This is a genomic window from Pseudomonas sp. NY8896, assembly GCF_039634505.1.
Map to the genome: position 1 here is coordinate 3,852,753 of NZ_CP132350.1, position 14,695 is coordinate 3,867,447.

Annotated in this window: 13 protein-coding genes; 7 read left to right on the forward strand and 6 right to left on the reverse strand. The window is 62.9% G+C overall.

Translation table 11 applies throughout. From position 1 onward, the window contains the following. The first annotated feature begins 6 nt into the window (after positions 1-6). The 3 genes from Q9451_RS17260 to Q9451_RS17270 all read left to right on the forward strand — a co-directional run bounded on the left by Q9451_RS17260 (position 7) and on the right by Q9451_RS17270 (position 3,085). On the forward strand, positions 7-1,302 hold the full coding sequence (locus tag Q9451_RS17260) for an FAD-binding oxidoreductase (protein WP_012272219.1): 1,296 nt from the start codon (positions 7-9) through the stop codon (positions 1,300-1,302). A gap of 21 nt (positions 1,303-1,323) precedes the next feature. After that, a complete protein-coding gene (locus Q9451_RS17265; protein ID WP_012272218.1) occupies positions 1,324-1,794 on the forward strand; it encodes an Lrp/AsnC family transcriptional regulator in 471 nt (156 codons plus the stop codon). Between the two features lie 106 nt (positions 1,795-1,900). Continuing rightward, entirely contained in the window at positions 1,901-3,085 is a 1,185-nt protein-coding gene (locus Q9451_RS17270) for an MFS transporter (protein WP_012272217.1), read from the forward strand. A gap of 12 nt (positions 3,086-3,097) precedes the next feature. Here the strand turns inward: Q9451_RS17270 and Q9451_RS17275 are convergent, their stop codons facing one another. Both Q9451_RS17275 and Q9451_RS17280 read right to left on the reverse strand, forming a co-directional pair. Continuing rightward, positions 3,098-4,303, reverse strand: coding sequence for a diaminopropionate ammonia-lyase (locus tag Q9451_RS17275; protein WP_012272216.1), 1,206 nt, complete (start codon positions 4,301-4,303; stop codon positions 3,098-3,100). Between the two features lie 78 nt (positions 4,304-4,381). Next, complete coding sequence (locus Q9451_RS17280) at positions 4,382-5,632, reverse strand: Zn-dependent hydrolase (RefSeq protein ID WP_012272215.1); 1,251 nt, start codon at positions 5,630-5,632, stop codon at positions 4,382-4,384. A gap of 163 nt (positions 5,633-5,795) precedes the next feature. Here Q9451_RS17280 and Q9451_RS17285 point away from each other — a divergent pair, with 163 nt between their 5' ends. Continuing rightward, positions 5,796-6,263, forward strand: coding sequence for an Lrp/AsnC family transcriptional regulator (locus Q9451_RS17285; protein WP_012272214.1), 468 nt, complete (start codon positions 5,796-5,798; stop codon positions 6,261-6,263). A 31-nt stretch (positions 6,264-6,294) separates the two neighbouring features. Here Q9451_RS17285 and Q9451_RS17290 read toward each other — a convergent pair whose 3' ends face one another. Together Q9451_RS17290 and Q9451_RS17295 are read right to left on the reverse strand one after the other, a co-directional pair. Then, positions 6,295-7,560 (reverse strand): HAMP domain-containing sensor histidine kinase, encoded by a 1,266-nt coding sequence (locus Q9451_RS17290; protein WP_012272213.1) that lies wholly within the window; start codon positions 7,558-7,560, stop codon positions 6,295-6,297. Next, a complete protein-coding gene (locus Q9451_RS17295) occupies positions 7,557-8,249 on the reverse strand; it encodes a response regulator transcription factor (RefSeq protein ID WP_012272212.1) in 693 nt (230 codons plus the stop codon). The genes Q9451_RS17290 and Q9451_RS17295 overlap by 4 nt, the downstream gene beginning before the upstream one ends. 197 nt (positions 8,250-8,446) lie before the next feature. Between Q9451_RS17295 and bamA the strand changes: the two genes are divergently transcribed. The 3 genes from bamA to Q9451_RS17310 all read left to right on the forward strand — a co-directional run bounded on the left by bamA (position 8,447) and on the right by Q9451_RS17310 (position 12,321). Beyond that, positions 8,447-10,810, forward strand: a complete 2,364-nt coding sequence (gene bamA / locus Q9451_RS17300) for an outer membrane protein assembly factor BamA (protein ID WP_041166490.1) — start codon at positions 8,447-8,449, stop codon at positions 10,808-10,810. Positions 10,811-10,957: 147 nt separating this feature from the next. Further along, on the forward strand, positions 10,958-11,341 hold the full coding sequence (locus Q9451_RS17305; protein ID WP_012272210.1) for a hypothetical protein: 384 nt from the start codon (positions 10,958-10,960) through the stop codon (positions 11,339-11,341). Positions 11,342-11,355: 14 nt separating this feature from the next. After that, positions 11,356-12,321: an endonuclease gene (locus tag Q9451_RS17310; protein WP_012272209.1), complete on the forward strand. Its 966-nt coding sequence runs from the start codon at positions 11,356-11,358 to the stop codon at positions 12,319-12,321. Between the two features lie 58 nt (positions 12,322-12,379). On the opposite strand, the gene Q9451_RS17315 is transcribed toward Q9451_RS17310, so the two are convergent. Together Q9451_RS17315 and Q9451_RS17320 are read right to left on the reverse strand one after the other, a co-directional pair. Then, positions 12,380-13,342, reverse strand: coding sequence for a D-glycerate dehydrogenase (locus tag Q9451_RS17315; RefSeq protein ID WP_012272208.1), 963 nt, complete (start codon positions 13,340-13,342; stop codon positions 12,380-12,382). A 10-nt stretch (positions 13,343-13,352) separates the two neighbouring features. Further along, positions 13,353-14,645: an MFS transporter gene (locus tag Q9451_RS17320; protein WP_012272207.1), complete on the reverse strand. Its 1,293-nt coding sequence runs from the start codon at positions 14,643-14,645 to the stop codon at positions 13,353-13,355. Positions 14,646-14,695: the final 50 nt, after the last annotated feature.

Sequence of the window (14,695 nt, forward strand, 5' to 3'; positions counted from 1 at the left end):
CAGCCGATGTCCAGCTACAGCAATAACTACTACACCGGGACCATGCGCGCTGCCCCCCTGCGCCCGGCACTGACAGGTGAAAGCCGCGCCGATGTGTGCGTGATCGGTGGCGGCCTGGCAGGCCTTAGCCTGGCCCGCGAGCTGCTGATGCGCGGGCGCTCGGTGGTGTTGCTGGAGGCGGCACGGGTGGCCTGGGGCGCCTCCGGGCGCAATGGCGGCTTCGTGCTGCAAGGCTGGTCCGAAGGGCTGTCGGCGATCGAGCGGCGCTGCGGCAAGCAGACCGCCGCGGCGCTGTTCCGGCTGTCGCTGGAGGGGGTCGATATCGTCCGCGACACCATCGCCCGCCACCAACTGCCAGGCTGCGCGGCAACCACCGGCAAACTCAGCGTGGTGCGCTACGACGACGCCGACAACCTGCAGCGCACCCGCGACCGCATGGCCCGCGACTTCAATTTCGACATGGAGTACCTCGATACCCAGGCGCTGCGCAGCCGTCTGAACACCGATCGCTACTTCCAGGGGCTGCGTGATAGCCATGGCTTTCACTTCCACCCGCTGAACTACTGCCTGGGCCTGGCCGAGTTGGTCGAGCTGGCCGGTGGCCGCATACACGAACAATCGCCAATGCTGCGGGTGGAACGCAAGGCCGGCCAGCATCGGGTGGTCACCGCCCAGGGGGCGGTCAGCTGCGGCGATGTGGTGTACTGCTGCGGCGGCTACGGCGGCCCTGAGTTTGGCCAGTTGCGCCGTGCGTTTCTGCCGATTGCCACGTACGTGGTGCTGACCGAGCACCTGGGTGAGCGCCTGCGCGATGTAGTACGTACTACAGACGCAGTGGGCGACAACCGCCGCGCCTCGGACTACTACCGCATCGTCGAGGGTGACCGCCTGCTGTGGGGTGGCCATATCACCACGCGCAACCTGCAGGACGAACAGCGCCTGGGGCAGTTGCTGACCCGTGACATCCTTAGCGTGTACCCACAACTGCAGGGTTTGAAAATCGCCAAGGCCTGGTCTGGGCTGATGGGTTACGCCCGCCACAAGATGCCGCACATCGGCCCTCTGGGCCCGGGGTTGTGGGCCTGTACTTCATTTGGGGGCCATGGTATGAACACCGCACCCGTGGGTGCACGGGTAATCGCCGAGGCAGTCTGTAACGAAAGTGACCGCTACCGCCTGTTCGACGCCTACGGCCTGGAATGGAACGGCGGGCCGTTCGGGCCAGCGGCGGCGCAAACGGTGTATGCCGGCCTGAAGCTGATGGACAAGTTCCAGGAAGCCCGCGCGCAGTACAACCACTAAGAACAATCACCAGGAACCACCATGGACGCCCTCCCACCCGGCGCGCTGTTCAAACTGACCGAAAAAGACCGGCAACTGTTGGCCTTGCTGCAGGCCAACGCCCGCGAGCCCACCGCCTCGCTGGCGCGCAAGCTGGGCGTGTCGCGTTCTGCGGTGCAGGAGCGCATCAACCGCTTGGAAAACGCCGGGGTCATCACCGGCTACAGCGTGCGCATCGACCAGGACAAGCTGCAGCAAGTGATCAACTGCTTCACCATGACTTCATGCAGCAACAAGAGCTACACCGACGTGATGACCACTTTGCGCAAGATGGACTCGGTGCAGGCGGTGTATGCGGTGTCGGGTGAAATGGACTTCATCATCCACCTGACCACCCACACGCTGGGGGAGCTGAATGCCGAGCTGACCCGCATCAACATGATCAAGGGCGTGACCCACACTGCTTCGCACATTGTCATGGAGACAAAGTTCAGCAAGAAGCTGACACTGTGATTGCCCCCCGACACGCTGAATAGCCGTCCAGCGTCCTCGACGTTGCAGTCACAGATTGACTATGATCCCGCCTTGAACGTTTCAGCATGTTTCAATAGGGATACAGATGTCAGTCCAGGAACTCCCCCCGCTCGCCAGTAAAAGCACCGTCGCCAAGATGGAAGCCGCCATGGCGCTGGGCAGCTTCGCCATCGGCACCGGCGAATTCGCCATCATGGGCCTGATGCCCGACATAGCCAGCAACCTGCAGTTGAGCGAGCCACAGGTGGGCCATGCCATCAGCGCCTATGCATTGGGGGTGATGGTCGGCGCCCCTACCCTGGCGATTCTCGGTGCCAAACTGCTGCGCAAGCACATGCTGCTGCTGTTGATGCTGCTGTATGCCTTGGGCAACCTGGCCACGGCCTTCGCCCCCTCGTTCGGCGGCCTGGTCGCCTTCCGCTTCATCAGTGGCCTGCCCCACGGCGCCTACTTCGGCATTGCGGCTGTGGTGGCCTCGAGCATGGTGGCCAAAGATCAACGTGCAGGTGCCGTCGCTCGGGTGATGATGGGCCTGACCCTGGCCATGTTGCTCGGCAACCCGGTGGCCACGTTCCTGGGCCAGTATTTCGGCTGGCGTTCGGCCTTCGTGCTGGTCGGCGCGATTGCCCTGTGCACCATCGCCCTGGTCTGGCGTTTCGTGCCCCAGCGTCACGACGAAGTACGCAGCGACCCACGCAAGGAACTGCAGGCCTTTACCCTCCCGCAGGTATGGATGGCGCTGGCCATCGCTTCCATCGGCTTTGCCGGCATGTTCTGCGTGTTCAGCTACCTGGCGCCGACCATGCTGCAAGTGACCCAGGTCTCGCCGCAGTGGATTCCGTTCGGCCTGGCGGCGTTCGGTGTTGGCGGTATCGTCGGCAACATCGCGGGCGGCAAACTGTTCGACCGCCTGCAATTCCGCGCGGTGGGGCTGGTGTTGATGTGGTCGATTGCCGTGCTGCTGTTCTTCACCTTCGCCGCCCAGGCACTGTGGAGCCTGCTGCTGGGCATCGGCCTGGTGGGTACCATGATCGCCCTGGCCGCACCGCTGCAGATCCGCCTGATGGACATTGCTCATGAAGCGCCAAGCCTGGCCGCCGCGTCGAACCATGCGGCGTTCAACCTGGCCAATGCACTGGGGCCATGGCTGGGCGGCATGGCGATCACTGCCGGCATGGGCTGGACCAGCACCGGGTTCATCGGCGCGGCGACGGCGCTGGTTGGCCTGGGTATCTACCTGTTGGCACGGCGGATGAAAGGCGGCCACTGAAACATCCGGTCGTTAGGCCCAGCACTGCTGGCGCGCCAGCACCGAGGCGGCCGTTTCGCCCAACAGCTCGGCGTAAACGCCGGGGGCGGTGGCACCTTCGGTGTTGATGAAGAGAATACGGGCATTTCTACCGACCCCCAGGCTGGCGGCTGCGCCCGAGTCCTTGACCAGGCGGGCCAGCCCAGCCAACCCGGCCACACCTGACTCACCCGCGATCAATGGAATGTCACGAACGCTGCCGGCTGACAGGCGGCGCATGGCGGCCACGGCCTCGTCGTCGCTGATGGTCATGAAACAATCGATGCTCGGCTCCAGAAAGCGCCATGCCAGGGGCGATGTCTCGCCACAGGCCAGGCCGGCCATGACCGAGTCCACCGAGCCAACAGCCCTGGCCGGCTTGCCAAGCATCGCACTTTGGTACAGGCAGTCGGCCTGCTCGGGTTCGACCATGACAAACAGCGGGCGCTGCTCGCCGAAGTGTTCCCACAGGTAGCTGACGATGCCAGCTGCCAAGCCACCTACCCCGCCCTGCAGGAACACATGAGTGAACGGTGGCTGCCCGACGGTGGCTTCGATGATTTCCGCGGCGATGGTTGCGTAGCCTTGCATCACGTCGCGTGGGATCTCCTCATAGCCTTCATACGAGGTATCGGAAACCACGGTCCAGCCATTGCTCGCCGCCAGCACGGCGGCGTGCTCGACCGACTTGTCATAGTTGCCGGCAACCCGCACGATCTGTGCGCCGTAGGCGGCAATCGCCTGCTCACGCTCGATGCTGACATTGGCGTGCAGCACGATCACGCAGCGACAGCCTATGCTGTGTGCTGCTGCCGCCAGGCCTTTGCCATGGTTGCCATCAGTGGCACTGACGACGGTGAAGCCGGCCAGCAGATCCGCATAATGGCCCTCCAGCAACCCATGGGGCGCGAAAGGCTGTTCGGGGAAGGTTCGCAGAATCAACCGAACCAAGGCGATCGGCGCCCCAAGGGCCTTGAAGCTACCCAGCACCGAGCGCACCGATTCATCCTTGACCGACAGCTGGGCTATGCCCAGTTCTGCGGCCAGGTCAGGCAAACCGTACAGCGGCGTGGCCCCAGCATTCAGGCACGACCAACCGGTCAGCCACTGGCGGCTTTCTTCGGCCTTGGCAATGCTCATCACAGTTCGCAACGCTTGTGGGTATGGCTGGCGGCCAGCCTTGGGGTTGGAAACAAACATGCAGCACTCCGTTCTACAAGTATCAGCAAGCCCATGCCGCTGCAGCCAAACTGCCGTGGGCGGTTTTTTCAATGAATATCAGGTGTGGGCCAGGCGATGGCTCACGACATCCAGCAACACCTGCGCCCCCTGAACGAGGTGATCGTCAGCGGTAAACTCGCGCGGGTTGTGGCTGATGCCGCCCTGACTGGGCACGAAGATCATCGCAGCCGGCGCTATGCGGGCGATCATTTGCGCATCGTGCCCGGCACCAGAGGTCATGCGTCGGTGGCTGAAGCCCAAGCGCCGCGCCGAGGCTTCGATCGCATCGACCAGGCCGGCATCGAAGGCAACTGGTTCAAAGCGCACCAGGCGCTCCGTAGCGATGCTCACGCCTTCACGCTTGGCGAGGGAATCCAGGTATTGGCTCAGGCGGTTTTCGGCGTGAGCCAGGCAGGTTTCGTCCGGGTCGCGCAGGTCGACGGTGAAGGTCGCCTTGCGTGCAATGACGTTGATCAGGTTTGGCTCGAACCGCATGCAGCCGACGGTGGCCAGGGTCGCGCCAGAATCTACGGCCATGGCGCGCAGTTCGGCAACGATGGCACTGGCCACGAAACCGGCATCATGGCGCAGGTGAGTCGGTGTGGTGCCGGCATGGTTGGCATGGCCCAGCACCTCTACCTGCTGCCAGGAAATGCCTTGCAGGTTCTCGACCACGCCAATCAGGGTGTTCTCGGCCTCAAGGATCGGGCCCTGCTCGATGTGCAGCTCAAGGTATTCGTGCGGCACCACGGCCCCTGGCTGCATTGTGCCGGCATAGCCAATACGCGCCAATTCGTCGCCCAGCCGCGTGCCGTCGGTGCCAAGCGTATCCAGGGCCTGCTGCAACGATAGGCCACCGGCGTATACCAACGAGCCCATCATGTCTGGCTGGTAGCGCACGCCCTCTTCGTTGGTAAAGGCGCCAACGGTGATCGAACGCTCGGGCTGCCGCCCTGCCTCACGATAAGCACGTATCACTGCCAGCCCCGCCAGCACCCCGTAGCAGCCATCCAGGGCGCCAGCATTGGTGACGGTATCGATGTGCGAACCCATCATCAGTGGGCGCTGGGCACCGCTGTCAGTAGCTGAGCGCAACGTGCCGAAAATGTTGCCGATGCGATCGATCTGCACCTCGAGATCAAGCTCATGCATCCATTCAACCAGCAGATCGCGCCCAGCCTTTTCTGTATCGGTCAGCGCAATCCGAGTGCGTCCGCCGTGAATGGGGTCGACGCCTACTTGCCCCAGCGCACTGATTTGCTGCAATAGCAACGCGCCGTCCAATTGCAACGGGGTACTCGTATTCATCAACCGTTTCTCCTTGGGTGCCATGCCATGGCAGCGCACCCTGTTTGATCATGGGAGAATTCTATTCGGCGAAAGCGTACGAAAAACTTGATTTTCGACCTTTTCATGCACTTTCATTACGCTTTTCCAGCCTTTGGCGCTGCTTAGCAACGGAGATACCTTCATGCCCCTCGATCACTTCGATCTGGCCCTGCTCGAGGCCGTACAGCGCAATGCCGGGACGTCGCAGTTGGACCTGGGCACGCAGGTCAACCTGTCCTCGGCAGCGGTGAACCGGCGCTTGAAGAAAATGGCGGCCGACGGCGTGATCCGTGGAACGGTGGCACAGGTGGATGCCGTGCATCTGGGTTACACGCTGACCGTAATCACCGAGGTCGAAGTGGAGAACGAGCGGCTGGACCTGCTGGACGAGATGAAGCGCACCTTCCTCGCCTGCCCGCAGGTGCAACAGTGCTACTACGTGGCGGGGGAATGCGATTTCGTGCTGATCATGCTGGTGCGGCACATGGAGCAGTACACCCAGCTGACCCGTGAGTTGTTCTTCGAAAACAACAATGTCAAACGCTTCAAGACGTTGGTTTCGATGAGCAATGTGAAGACCGGCATGTTCGTACCGACGCTCACGGCTTGAGCCATTCAGGCCGCTTTACGGCCTCAATGGCTCAAGCCGGGCTTGCCTGTGGCAGTTCGATGCGCACCCGCAGACCACCAGTGGCGGCGGCCTGCGCAGTGATACTACCGCCGTGCAGGGCAATGGCCCGCTGGGCGATAGCCAAGCCCAGGCCGAAACCATCACCATCGCTGTCGGCACCCCGGTCGAACGGCTCGAAGATCCGCGGCAGGCGCGCCGGATCTACGCCCGGCCCATGGTCGCTGACACAGACCTGAAACCATTGCCCACCCGGCGCCATAGCGGCCTCCACCAACACCTCCGTACCAACTGCGGTGTAGCGCACCGCGTTGCGGATGATGTTCTCGAACCCCCGGTACAGCAGTTCTTCATGACCGTGGATGAGAAACGCACCCTGGGCTTGCAAAGACACCTGGCATTGCTTCATGCCGGCCTCGAAGCGGGCGTCTTCGACGATCTGCGCCAGCAGCTCCACCACATCCACGCTGGCAAAGTCGCTATCGCCCTGGCGAGCCTGGGCGCGGGCCAAGGTCAACAACTGCTCGATCAGGTCATCCATGCGCCGCGATTCGCGCTCCACCCGCTCCAGCATGTCGTGCCGGTCGGGCTGCTGGCGCATCAGGCCAATGGCAGCATGCATGCGCGTCAGCGGTGAACGCAGTTCGTGGGAAATATCGTGCAGCAGGTTCTGCTGCGCCTGCACCAGTGCCTTCAGCTGACCGGCCATGCGGTCGCAGTCCTCCGCCAGCTCGACGATCTCGTCGCGGCGCTTGCCCAGCCTGGGCTTTACCCGCACTTCGAAGCGGCCCTGGGCTACCTGGCCCATCGCCTCACGTAACCAGGCCAGCGGGCGAGTCAGGTACAAGCTGCACAGGAAGGCGAACAGTGCACTCATCAGCGTGCCGGTAAACAACGGGCCCATACCACGCGGGCGCGGTGGCTCGCCAAGCACCGTGGCCACCGAAGCACGTAGCACCAGCGGGCGACCTTCACGGTCGCTCAACGCCTGCTCGAAACGCGCCACCGGCACCGCTCTGCCGGCCAGCAACTGGCCTTGGCTGTCGTAAAGGCCCACCTGTACATCGGGCGGTTGCGGTGATACCTCAAGCAGCTGTCGGCCTGCCTGCTCGCCGTAACCCTGCAACAGCTGCAGTTCGGTGGCCAGCAGCGAGCGCAGCGCCGGCGTATCGCCACGCCAGTCATTGAGCATGAAAGCGCCCGCCCCCACCAGGAAGGTCAGGCAGTTGGCCAGCCAGAACGCCAGAAACAGCTTCCAGAACAGGCGCCGGCGCATCATTCGACGATCAACATGTAGCCCATGCCACGCACGCTCTGGATCCAGCTGCTGCCGTCGGCGCGCGGGCCAAGTTTTTGCCGAATGCTGCTGACATGCACGTCGATACGCCGGTCGTAACGGGTCAGCGGCCGGCCCAGGGCATTAAGCGAAAGGTCCTGCTTGCTGACCAACTGGCCAGCCTGACGGGCCAATGCCTCCAGTAGGCTGAACTCGGAGCCGGTCAGCTCCAGCGTAGCGTCGCCCCAGTGCGCCTCGCGTCGGCCCGGCCACATTTTCAATGCCCCGGTGCGTAGCTGTTCGGGCGCACTGGCCTCGCCCATCTGCTGTGGCTGTACCCGGCGCAGAATCGCCCGCAGACGTGCCACCAGTTCCCCCGGGGAACTGGGCTTGGGCACATAGTCATCGGCCCCCAGTTCAAGGCCGGCAATGCGGTCGATGTTGTCGCCACGGGCGGTCAGCAGCAGCACCGGCACCTGGCTGCGTGCACGCACACGGCGCAGCACTTCGATACCGGAGATACCGGGCAGCATCACGTCCAGCACCACCACCTGGTAGTTACCGGACAGCGCCTGGGCCTCGCCCTCTTCACCGGTGTCCACGGCCGTGGCCTGGAAGCCTTCGCGCGCCAGGTACAGAGAGAGCATTTCAGTCAGTTCGCGGTCGTCGTCGACCAGCAGCACAGGGATCATCAGGGCCAGATATCGCAATTGCAGGGGCCGTAATGATCACCCTGCAGGCGGGCACTGTCACCGCCGGCCGGTCGGACTTTACACATCTTTACCCTCGGCTAACCGCGCCGTACACAGCCCGCCCGTATCCTCATCGCCCGCCGCATGCGGGTTGCCCGCACGTGCTGCACTCCGAATCCGCTTGTCTGGAACCCCCGATGAACTACCCGCGCCTGTTGCTCTCCATCCTGTTGCTGAAAGCCACGCTGGCCCAGGCCTCCCCCTTCAGGATCGCCGACATCCGCGTCAACGGCCTGCAGCGGGTTTCCGCCGGCAGTGTGTTCGGTGCCCTGCCGCTGAACGTCGGCGACCAGGCCGATGACCGCCGCCTGGTGGACTCGACCCGTTCCCTGTTCAAGACCGGGTTCTTCCAGGACATCCAGTTGAACCGCGATGGCAATGTGCTGATCATCAACGTGGTCGAGCGCCCGTCGGTGTCGAGCATCGAGATCGAAGGCAACAAGGCGATCAGCACCGAAGACCTGATGAAGGGCCTGAAGCAATCGGGCCTGGCCGAGGGCGAAATCTTCCAGCGTGCCACCCTCGAAGGTGTGCGTAACGAGCTGCAGCGCCAGTACGTGGCCCAGGGCCGCTACTCGGCCGAGGTCGACGCCGAAGTGGTGCCGCAGCCGCGCAACCGTGTGGCGCTGAAGATCAAGATCAACGAAGGCACCGTCGCCGCCATCCAGCACATCAACATCGTTGGCAACAACGTGTTCGATGATGAAACCCTGGGGCAGCTGTTCGAGCTGAAGACCACCAACTGGCTGTCGTTCTTCAAGAACGATGACAAGTACGCCCGTGAAAAACTCTCCGGTGACCTGGAGCGCCTGCGTTCCTACTACCTGGACCGCGGCTACATCAACATGGACATCGCCTCCACCCAGGTGTCCATCACGCCGGACAAGAAGCACGTCTACATCACCGTCAACATCAACGAAGGCGAGAAGTACACCGTTCGCGACGTGAAGCTGTCCGGTGACCTCAAGGTGCCGGAAGACCAGGTCAAGTCGCTGCTGCTGGTGCAGCCAGGCCAGGTGTTCTCGCGCAAGGTGATGACCACCACCTCCGAGCTGATCACCCGCCGCCTGGGTAACGAAGGCTACACCTTCGCCAACGTCAACGGCGTGCCACAGCCGAACGACCAGGACCACACGGTCGACATCATGTTCGTGGTCGACCCGGGCAAGCGTGCCTACGTCAACCGCATCAACTACCGCGGCAACACCAAGACCGAAGACGAAGTGCTGCGCCGCGAAATGCGCCAGATGGAAGGCGGGTGGGCTTCGACCTACCTGATCGACCAGTCCAAGACCCGTCTGGAGCGCCTGGGCTTCTTCAAGGAAGTCAACGTCGAGACCCCACCGGTGCCGGGCACCGACGACCAGGTCGACGTCAACTACAGCGTCGAAGAGCAGGCCTCCGGCTCGATCACCGCCAGCGTCGGTTTCGCCCAGAGCGCCGGCCTGATCCTCGGTGGTTCGATCAGCCAGAGCAACTTCCTCGGTACCGGTAACAAGGTGGCCATCGGCCTGACGCGCAGCGAATACCAGACCAAGTACAACTTCGGTTTCACCGACCCCTACTTCACCGCCGACGGGGTCAGCCTGGGCTACAACCTGTTCTACAACAGCACCGACTACAGCGATTACTACGACGATGGCGTTTCGTATTATGCGATCAACAGCTACGGCGCCGGGGTCAGCTTTGGCTACCCGATCAGCGAAACCTCGCGCCTGAGCTACGGCCTCACCCTGCAGCACGACGACCTTTCGCCGGGCACCTACAGCGCCGACGAGATCTACGACTTCATTTCCCGCGAGGGCAAGAGTTTCAACAACCTCAAGGCCTCGATCGGCTGGTCGGAATCCACCCTCAATAAAGGCGTACTGGCCACCCGTGGCCACTCGCAGAGCCTGACGCTGATGGCCACCACCCCAGGCAGCGACCTGTCATTCTACAAGCTGGACTACAACGGCCAGGCCTACTTGCCGGTGACCAACAACACCGCACTGCGCCTGCACACCAGCCTGGGCTATGGCAATGGCTACGGCTCCACCGACGGCTTGCCGTTCTATGAAAGCTACACCGCAGGTGGCCAGGGTTCGGTGCGTGGGTTCAAGGACGGCACCCTCGGCCCACGCAACACCCCGGCCACCGGTGCTTATGCAAGGTCAGGCCAGGCTTACTACTCCGACCGAGACACCGATGTGCTGGGGGGCAATATCCTGATCACCGGCGGTGCCGAGTACATTTTCCCGTTGCCGTTCGTGAAGGACCAGAGCCAGCTGCGCAGCTCATTGTTCGTCGATGCGGGCAATGTGTATGCCGACACCTGCTACCTGTCCACCACCCAAGGCTGTGGCAGCGTCGACCTGGCGCAGATGGCCGTGTCGCTGGGGGTTGGCGTGACCTGGTACAGCCCGATGGGGCCGCTGAGCTTCAGCCTGGCGGCGCCGTTGAAAAAGCCGGATAACGCCGAGACCCAGATTTTCCAGTTCTCCCTGGGGCAGACATTCTGAAGCCGGCAAGGCAAGCGTCATGCGCGGTCCTACAGGGACCGCGAAGCGCTCTGGAGCATTACCCGCTTTTACCCTCGCTTAACCCAAGTTGACAGTCACATTGCCTAAGCTGACCTGCACTCGAACCTCGCCCAGCAGGACACACTTATGCCTCCCTTCACCCCTTGCTTCCCCACCACACTGCGGCACGATGAAATACCGCTGGCACTGCTCGACCTGGTCCAACAGCGCCTGGCCAGCCTGCTCGGCCCACGTTTCACCGTGGTCCTGGGCGGCAGTGGCGACGGTGCCGGGGTGAGCCACTACCACTTGGCAATCCAGCACAACCAAAGCGGTATTTCCCTGGAAGACTACGGCACCGTCACAGCCGGTTTCATCGAGCGCCTGTTGCGCATGAGCACCCAGGTGCGCGACATGCTCGACTCAGCCACCTTCAGCCTCATGGCCAGCGAACACCCTGGCCGACCACTGGTATGGCTTCGCGAGCTGGCCTGCAACGGGGAAAGCATTACAATGCGCGCCCCAATCTGAAATATGTTTTCTCCATGAAATCACTGCTTTACGCCGTAACCTTATTGTTTTCCTTTACCCTGCCCGCCCTGGCCAACCCGCCGGCAACCTTCACCGAAGCCAAGGTGGTGGCCAAGCAGAAGGTGTACCTGGACCAAGCCAGCAGTGCCATGGGCGACCTGTACTGCGGTTGCAAGTGGACCTGGGTGGGCAAGTCCGGCGGGCGTATCGATGCCGCCTCGTGCGGTTACCAGACGCGCAAGCAGCAGAACCGCGCCGAGCGTACCGAGTGGGAGCACATCGTGCCCGCCTACACCTTCGGCAACCAGCGCCAGTGCTGGAAGAACGGTGGCCGCGAACATTGCGTGGACAACGATCCGGTATTCCGCGCCATGGAGGCCGACCTGTTCAACCTGTACCCGGCCGTGGGCGAGGTCAACGGTGACCGCAGCAACTTCAATTACGGCATGGTGGCTGGCAATGCAGGTGAATACGGCCAATGCAGCACCAAGGTCGATTTCGTCCAGCGCGCCGCCGAACCGCGTGATGAAGTCAAAGGCCTGGTGGCCCGCACCACGTTCTACATGTTCGACCGCTACCAGCTGAGCATGTCGCGCCAGCAGCAACAGCTGCTGATGGCCTGGGACAAGCAACACCCGGTGTCGGCCTGGGAGAAAGAACGCGACCGGCGTATTGCCGCGATCATGGGGCATGCCAACCCGTTCGTAAGCGGGGAACGCAAGTGGACGGCCGACTACAAGCCGGTTGGCAGCGGCGTGGTGCAAGCGGTGCCAGTGAAAGCCGCCAAGGCAGAGGCCAAACCGAGCCTGGCCAGCGCCGAGTCGGTCGGGGCTGTGCTAGGCAACCGCAACAGCCATGTCTATCACCTGTCGGTTGGCTGCCCGGGCTACAACCAGGTGGCGGCGAAGAACCAGGTTACGTTCGCCACCGAAGGTGAAGCGCAGGCAGCGGGCTACCGCAAGGCGGGTAACTGCCGATGACTTGACTTGCGGGGCCTTCACTTGTGTGAGCGGCCTTGTGCAAGTACCAGGGTTCGCGCTAGCCGTTGACCAGGTTCAACGGCCGCTCACCGGCCAGCGCGCTGAGCAGGTTGTCCACCGCGCAACGCGCCATGGCCTGGCGGGTTTCCTCGGTCGCTGAGCCGATATGCGGGGTGGCTACCACGTTATCGAGCTGCAATAGCGGCGAGTCTGTCGCCAGCGGCTCCTGCACGAACACATCAAGCCCCGCGCCGCGAATGCGCCGGTTCCGCAGCGCTTCGATCAGCGCTTGTTCATCCACCACACGCCCACGCGAGATGTTCACCAGGATTGCTTCGGGCTTCATCAACGCCAGTTCCCGTGTGCCGATCAGGCCTTCGGTGCTGGCGTTCAGCGGCACCGTCAGGCAAACGAAATCCGCCTGCTGCAACAAGGCATCCAGGCTGCATTTGCTTGCGCCATAGCGTGCCTCCACCTCGGGCTTGGGGCGCTGGCTGTGGTACAGCACACGCATGCCAAAGCCGGCGGATGCGCGCCGGGCCAAGGCCTCGCCGATGCGGCCCATGCCGACGATGCCCAGCGTCTTGCCGTGCACATCACTGCCAAAATGCGCAGGCCCCAGGTTGGCCTGCCAATGGCCATCACGCACCCAGTTCGCCAGCTCCACCACCCGCCTGGCGGTGGCCAGGAGCAGGGCAAAGCCGGTGTCGGCGGTGGTTTCGGTCAACACGTCGGGCGTGTTGGTCAGCTTCACACCACGGCGGCTGAGTTCGGCAACATCGTAGTTGTCCACGCCCACCGAAACGCTGGACACCACTTCCAGCTGAGGCGCCAGGTCTAGCAGGCTGGCATCCAGGCGCACACTGGCCCCGAGCAACCCGTGTGCGCCCGGCAACGCATCGCGCAAGCGGGCCAGGCCATCGGGCTGGGCCGTATCTACCCAGGTCACCTCAACGCGCGCTTGCAGGCGTGCCATCAAGTCAGCGGGCAGGCGTTTATACAGAACAATTCGCTTCTTCATTGCAAGTGTCCTAAGGGTTCACGGCCAGTTGCGCGCTATCGCGCTTTGCCCGGCCAGACATTTGGGAAGTATTGAGTGCAGCGGTAAGCGCCACTGCGCTCAGCAGCGCACCGCACATGAACAGGTAAGAGGCACCAGGCCCGCCTGTTGCGCCATTGAGGTAGCCCACCAGCCACGAGCCACCGAACGAGCCCAGCGCGCCCATGCTGTTGATCAGGGCCATGGCACCGCCTGCGACGTTGGCCGGCAGGATCTCGGGCACGATCGCGAAGAACGGGCCATAGGGTGCGTACATGCAGGCACCGGCGACCACCAGCAACGTATACGACAGCCAGAAGTGCTCAGTGCCCAAGGCGTACGAGCCATAGAACGCCACGGCGGCAATCAGCAGTGGCGGCCAGACGAAACGCTTGCGTTTTTGCAGGCGGTCGGACGCCCAGGACACGCCCACCATCGCCAGCACCGCTGCCAGGTACGGCACCGAGGCCAGCCAGCCGGCCTGCACGATATCGACGTTCGCCGCTTGCTTGAGAATCGACGGCAGCCACAGCACGAAGCCATACACGCCAATACTCCAGCAGAAGTACTGCAGCGCCAGGATGATCACCTGCGGCGAGCGGAACGCCTCGCGGTAGTTTTTCACTGGCTTGATGCCCTGCTGCTCGGCGGCCAGTGCTTGCGCAAGGGCGGCCTTTTCCTGTGCGCTCAGCCAGCTGACCTGGGCCGGGCGGTCATCCACCAGGCGCCACCAGAAGAACGCCCAAATCACAGCTGGCAGGCCTTCGATGATGAACATCCAGCGCCAGTCGTAATGTTTGATCAGGTACCCCGACACCACCGACATCCACAAGATGGTCACCGGGTTGCCGAGCATCAGAAAGGTATTGGCACGCGAGCGCTCGGCACGGGTGAACCAATGGCACAGGTACACCAGCATTGCCGGCATGACCGCCGCCTCCACCACCCCAAGCAGGAAGCGGATTCCGATCAGCATGTAGACGTTGCTGACCATACCGGTAAGCGTGGCAAGGCCGCCCCAAAGGATCAGGCAGACGAAGATCAGCTTCTTCACGCTGCGCTTTTCGGCGTAGATGGCACCGGGCACCTGGAAGAAGAAGTAACCGAGAAAGAACAGCGCACCCAGCAGCGAAGACAGCACGGGAGTGATTTGCAGGTCGTCGGCCATGCCAGAGGCGGCGGCGAAACCGTAATTGGCGCGGTCCAGGTACGCCAGGCTGTAAGTGAAGAACACGATTGGGATGATGTACCACCAACGGCGAGGTGCCAGGCTTGGGCTTTGCATGGTTTGTTTCTCCTGAGCTTGTTGTTTTTGTTGCAACAGGTGATTCGGGG

What these genes read in the sequence shown, in the direction of transcription:
- bamA (WP_041166490.1), top strand. Translation starts at nt 8,447, where the DNA reads ATGAACTACCCGCGCCTGTTGCTCTCCATCCTGTTGCTGAAAGCCACG.
- Q9451_RS17315 (WP_012272208.1), bottom strand. Translation starts at nt 13,342, where the DNA reads ATGAAGAAGCGAATTGTTCTGTATAAACGCCTGCCCGCTGACTTGATG.
- Q9451_RS17275 (WP_012272216.1), bottom strand. Translation starts at nt 4,303, where the DNA reads ATGTTTGTTTCCAACCCCAAGGCTGGCCGCCAGCCATACCCACAAGCG.
- Q9451_RS17265 (WP_012272218.1), top strand. Translation starts at nt 1,324, where the DNA reads ATGGACGCCCTCCCACCCGGCGCGCTGTTCAAACTGACCGAAAAAGAC.
- Q9451_RS17305 (WP_012272210.1), top strand. Translation starts at nt 10,958, where the DNA reads ATGCCTCCCTTCACCCCTTGCTTCCCCACCACACTGCGGCACGATGAA.
- Q9451_RS17290 (WP_012272213.1), bottom strand. Translation starts at nt 7,560, where the DNA reads ATGATGCGCCGGCGCCTGTTCTGGAAGCTGTTTCTGGCGTTCTGGCTG.
- Q9451_RS17295 (WP_012272212.1), bottom strand. Translation starts at nt 8,249, where the DNA reads ATGATCCCTGTGCTGCTGGTCGACGACGACCGCGAACTGACTGAAATG.
- Q9451_RS17260 (WP_012272219.1), top strand. Translation starts at nt 7, where the DNA reads ATGTCCAGCTACAGCAATAACTACTACACCGGGACCATGCGCGCTGCC.
- Q9451_RS17285 (WP_012272214.1), top strand. Translation starts at nt 5,796, where the DNA reads ATGCCCCTCGATCACTTCGATCTGGCCCTGCTCGAGGCCGTACAGCGC.
- Q9451_RS17320 (WP_012272207.1), bottom strand. Translation starts at nt 14,645, where the DNA reads ATGCAAAGCCCAAGCCTGGCACCTCGCCGTTGGTGGTACATCATCCCA.
- Q9451_RS17270 (WP_012272217.1), top strand. Translation starts at nt 1,901, where the DNA reads ATGTCAGTCCAGGAACTCCCCCCGCTCGCCAGTAAAAGCACCGTCGCC.
- Q9451_RS17280 (WP_012272215.1), bottom strand. Translation starts at nt 5,632, where the DNA reads ATGAATACGAGTACCCCGTTGCAATTGGACGGCGCGTTGCTATTGCAG.
- Q9451_RS17310 (WP_012272209.1), top strand. Translation starts at nt 11,356, where the DNA reads ATGAAATCACTGCTTTACGCCGTAACCTTATTGTTTTCCTTTACCCTG.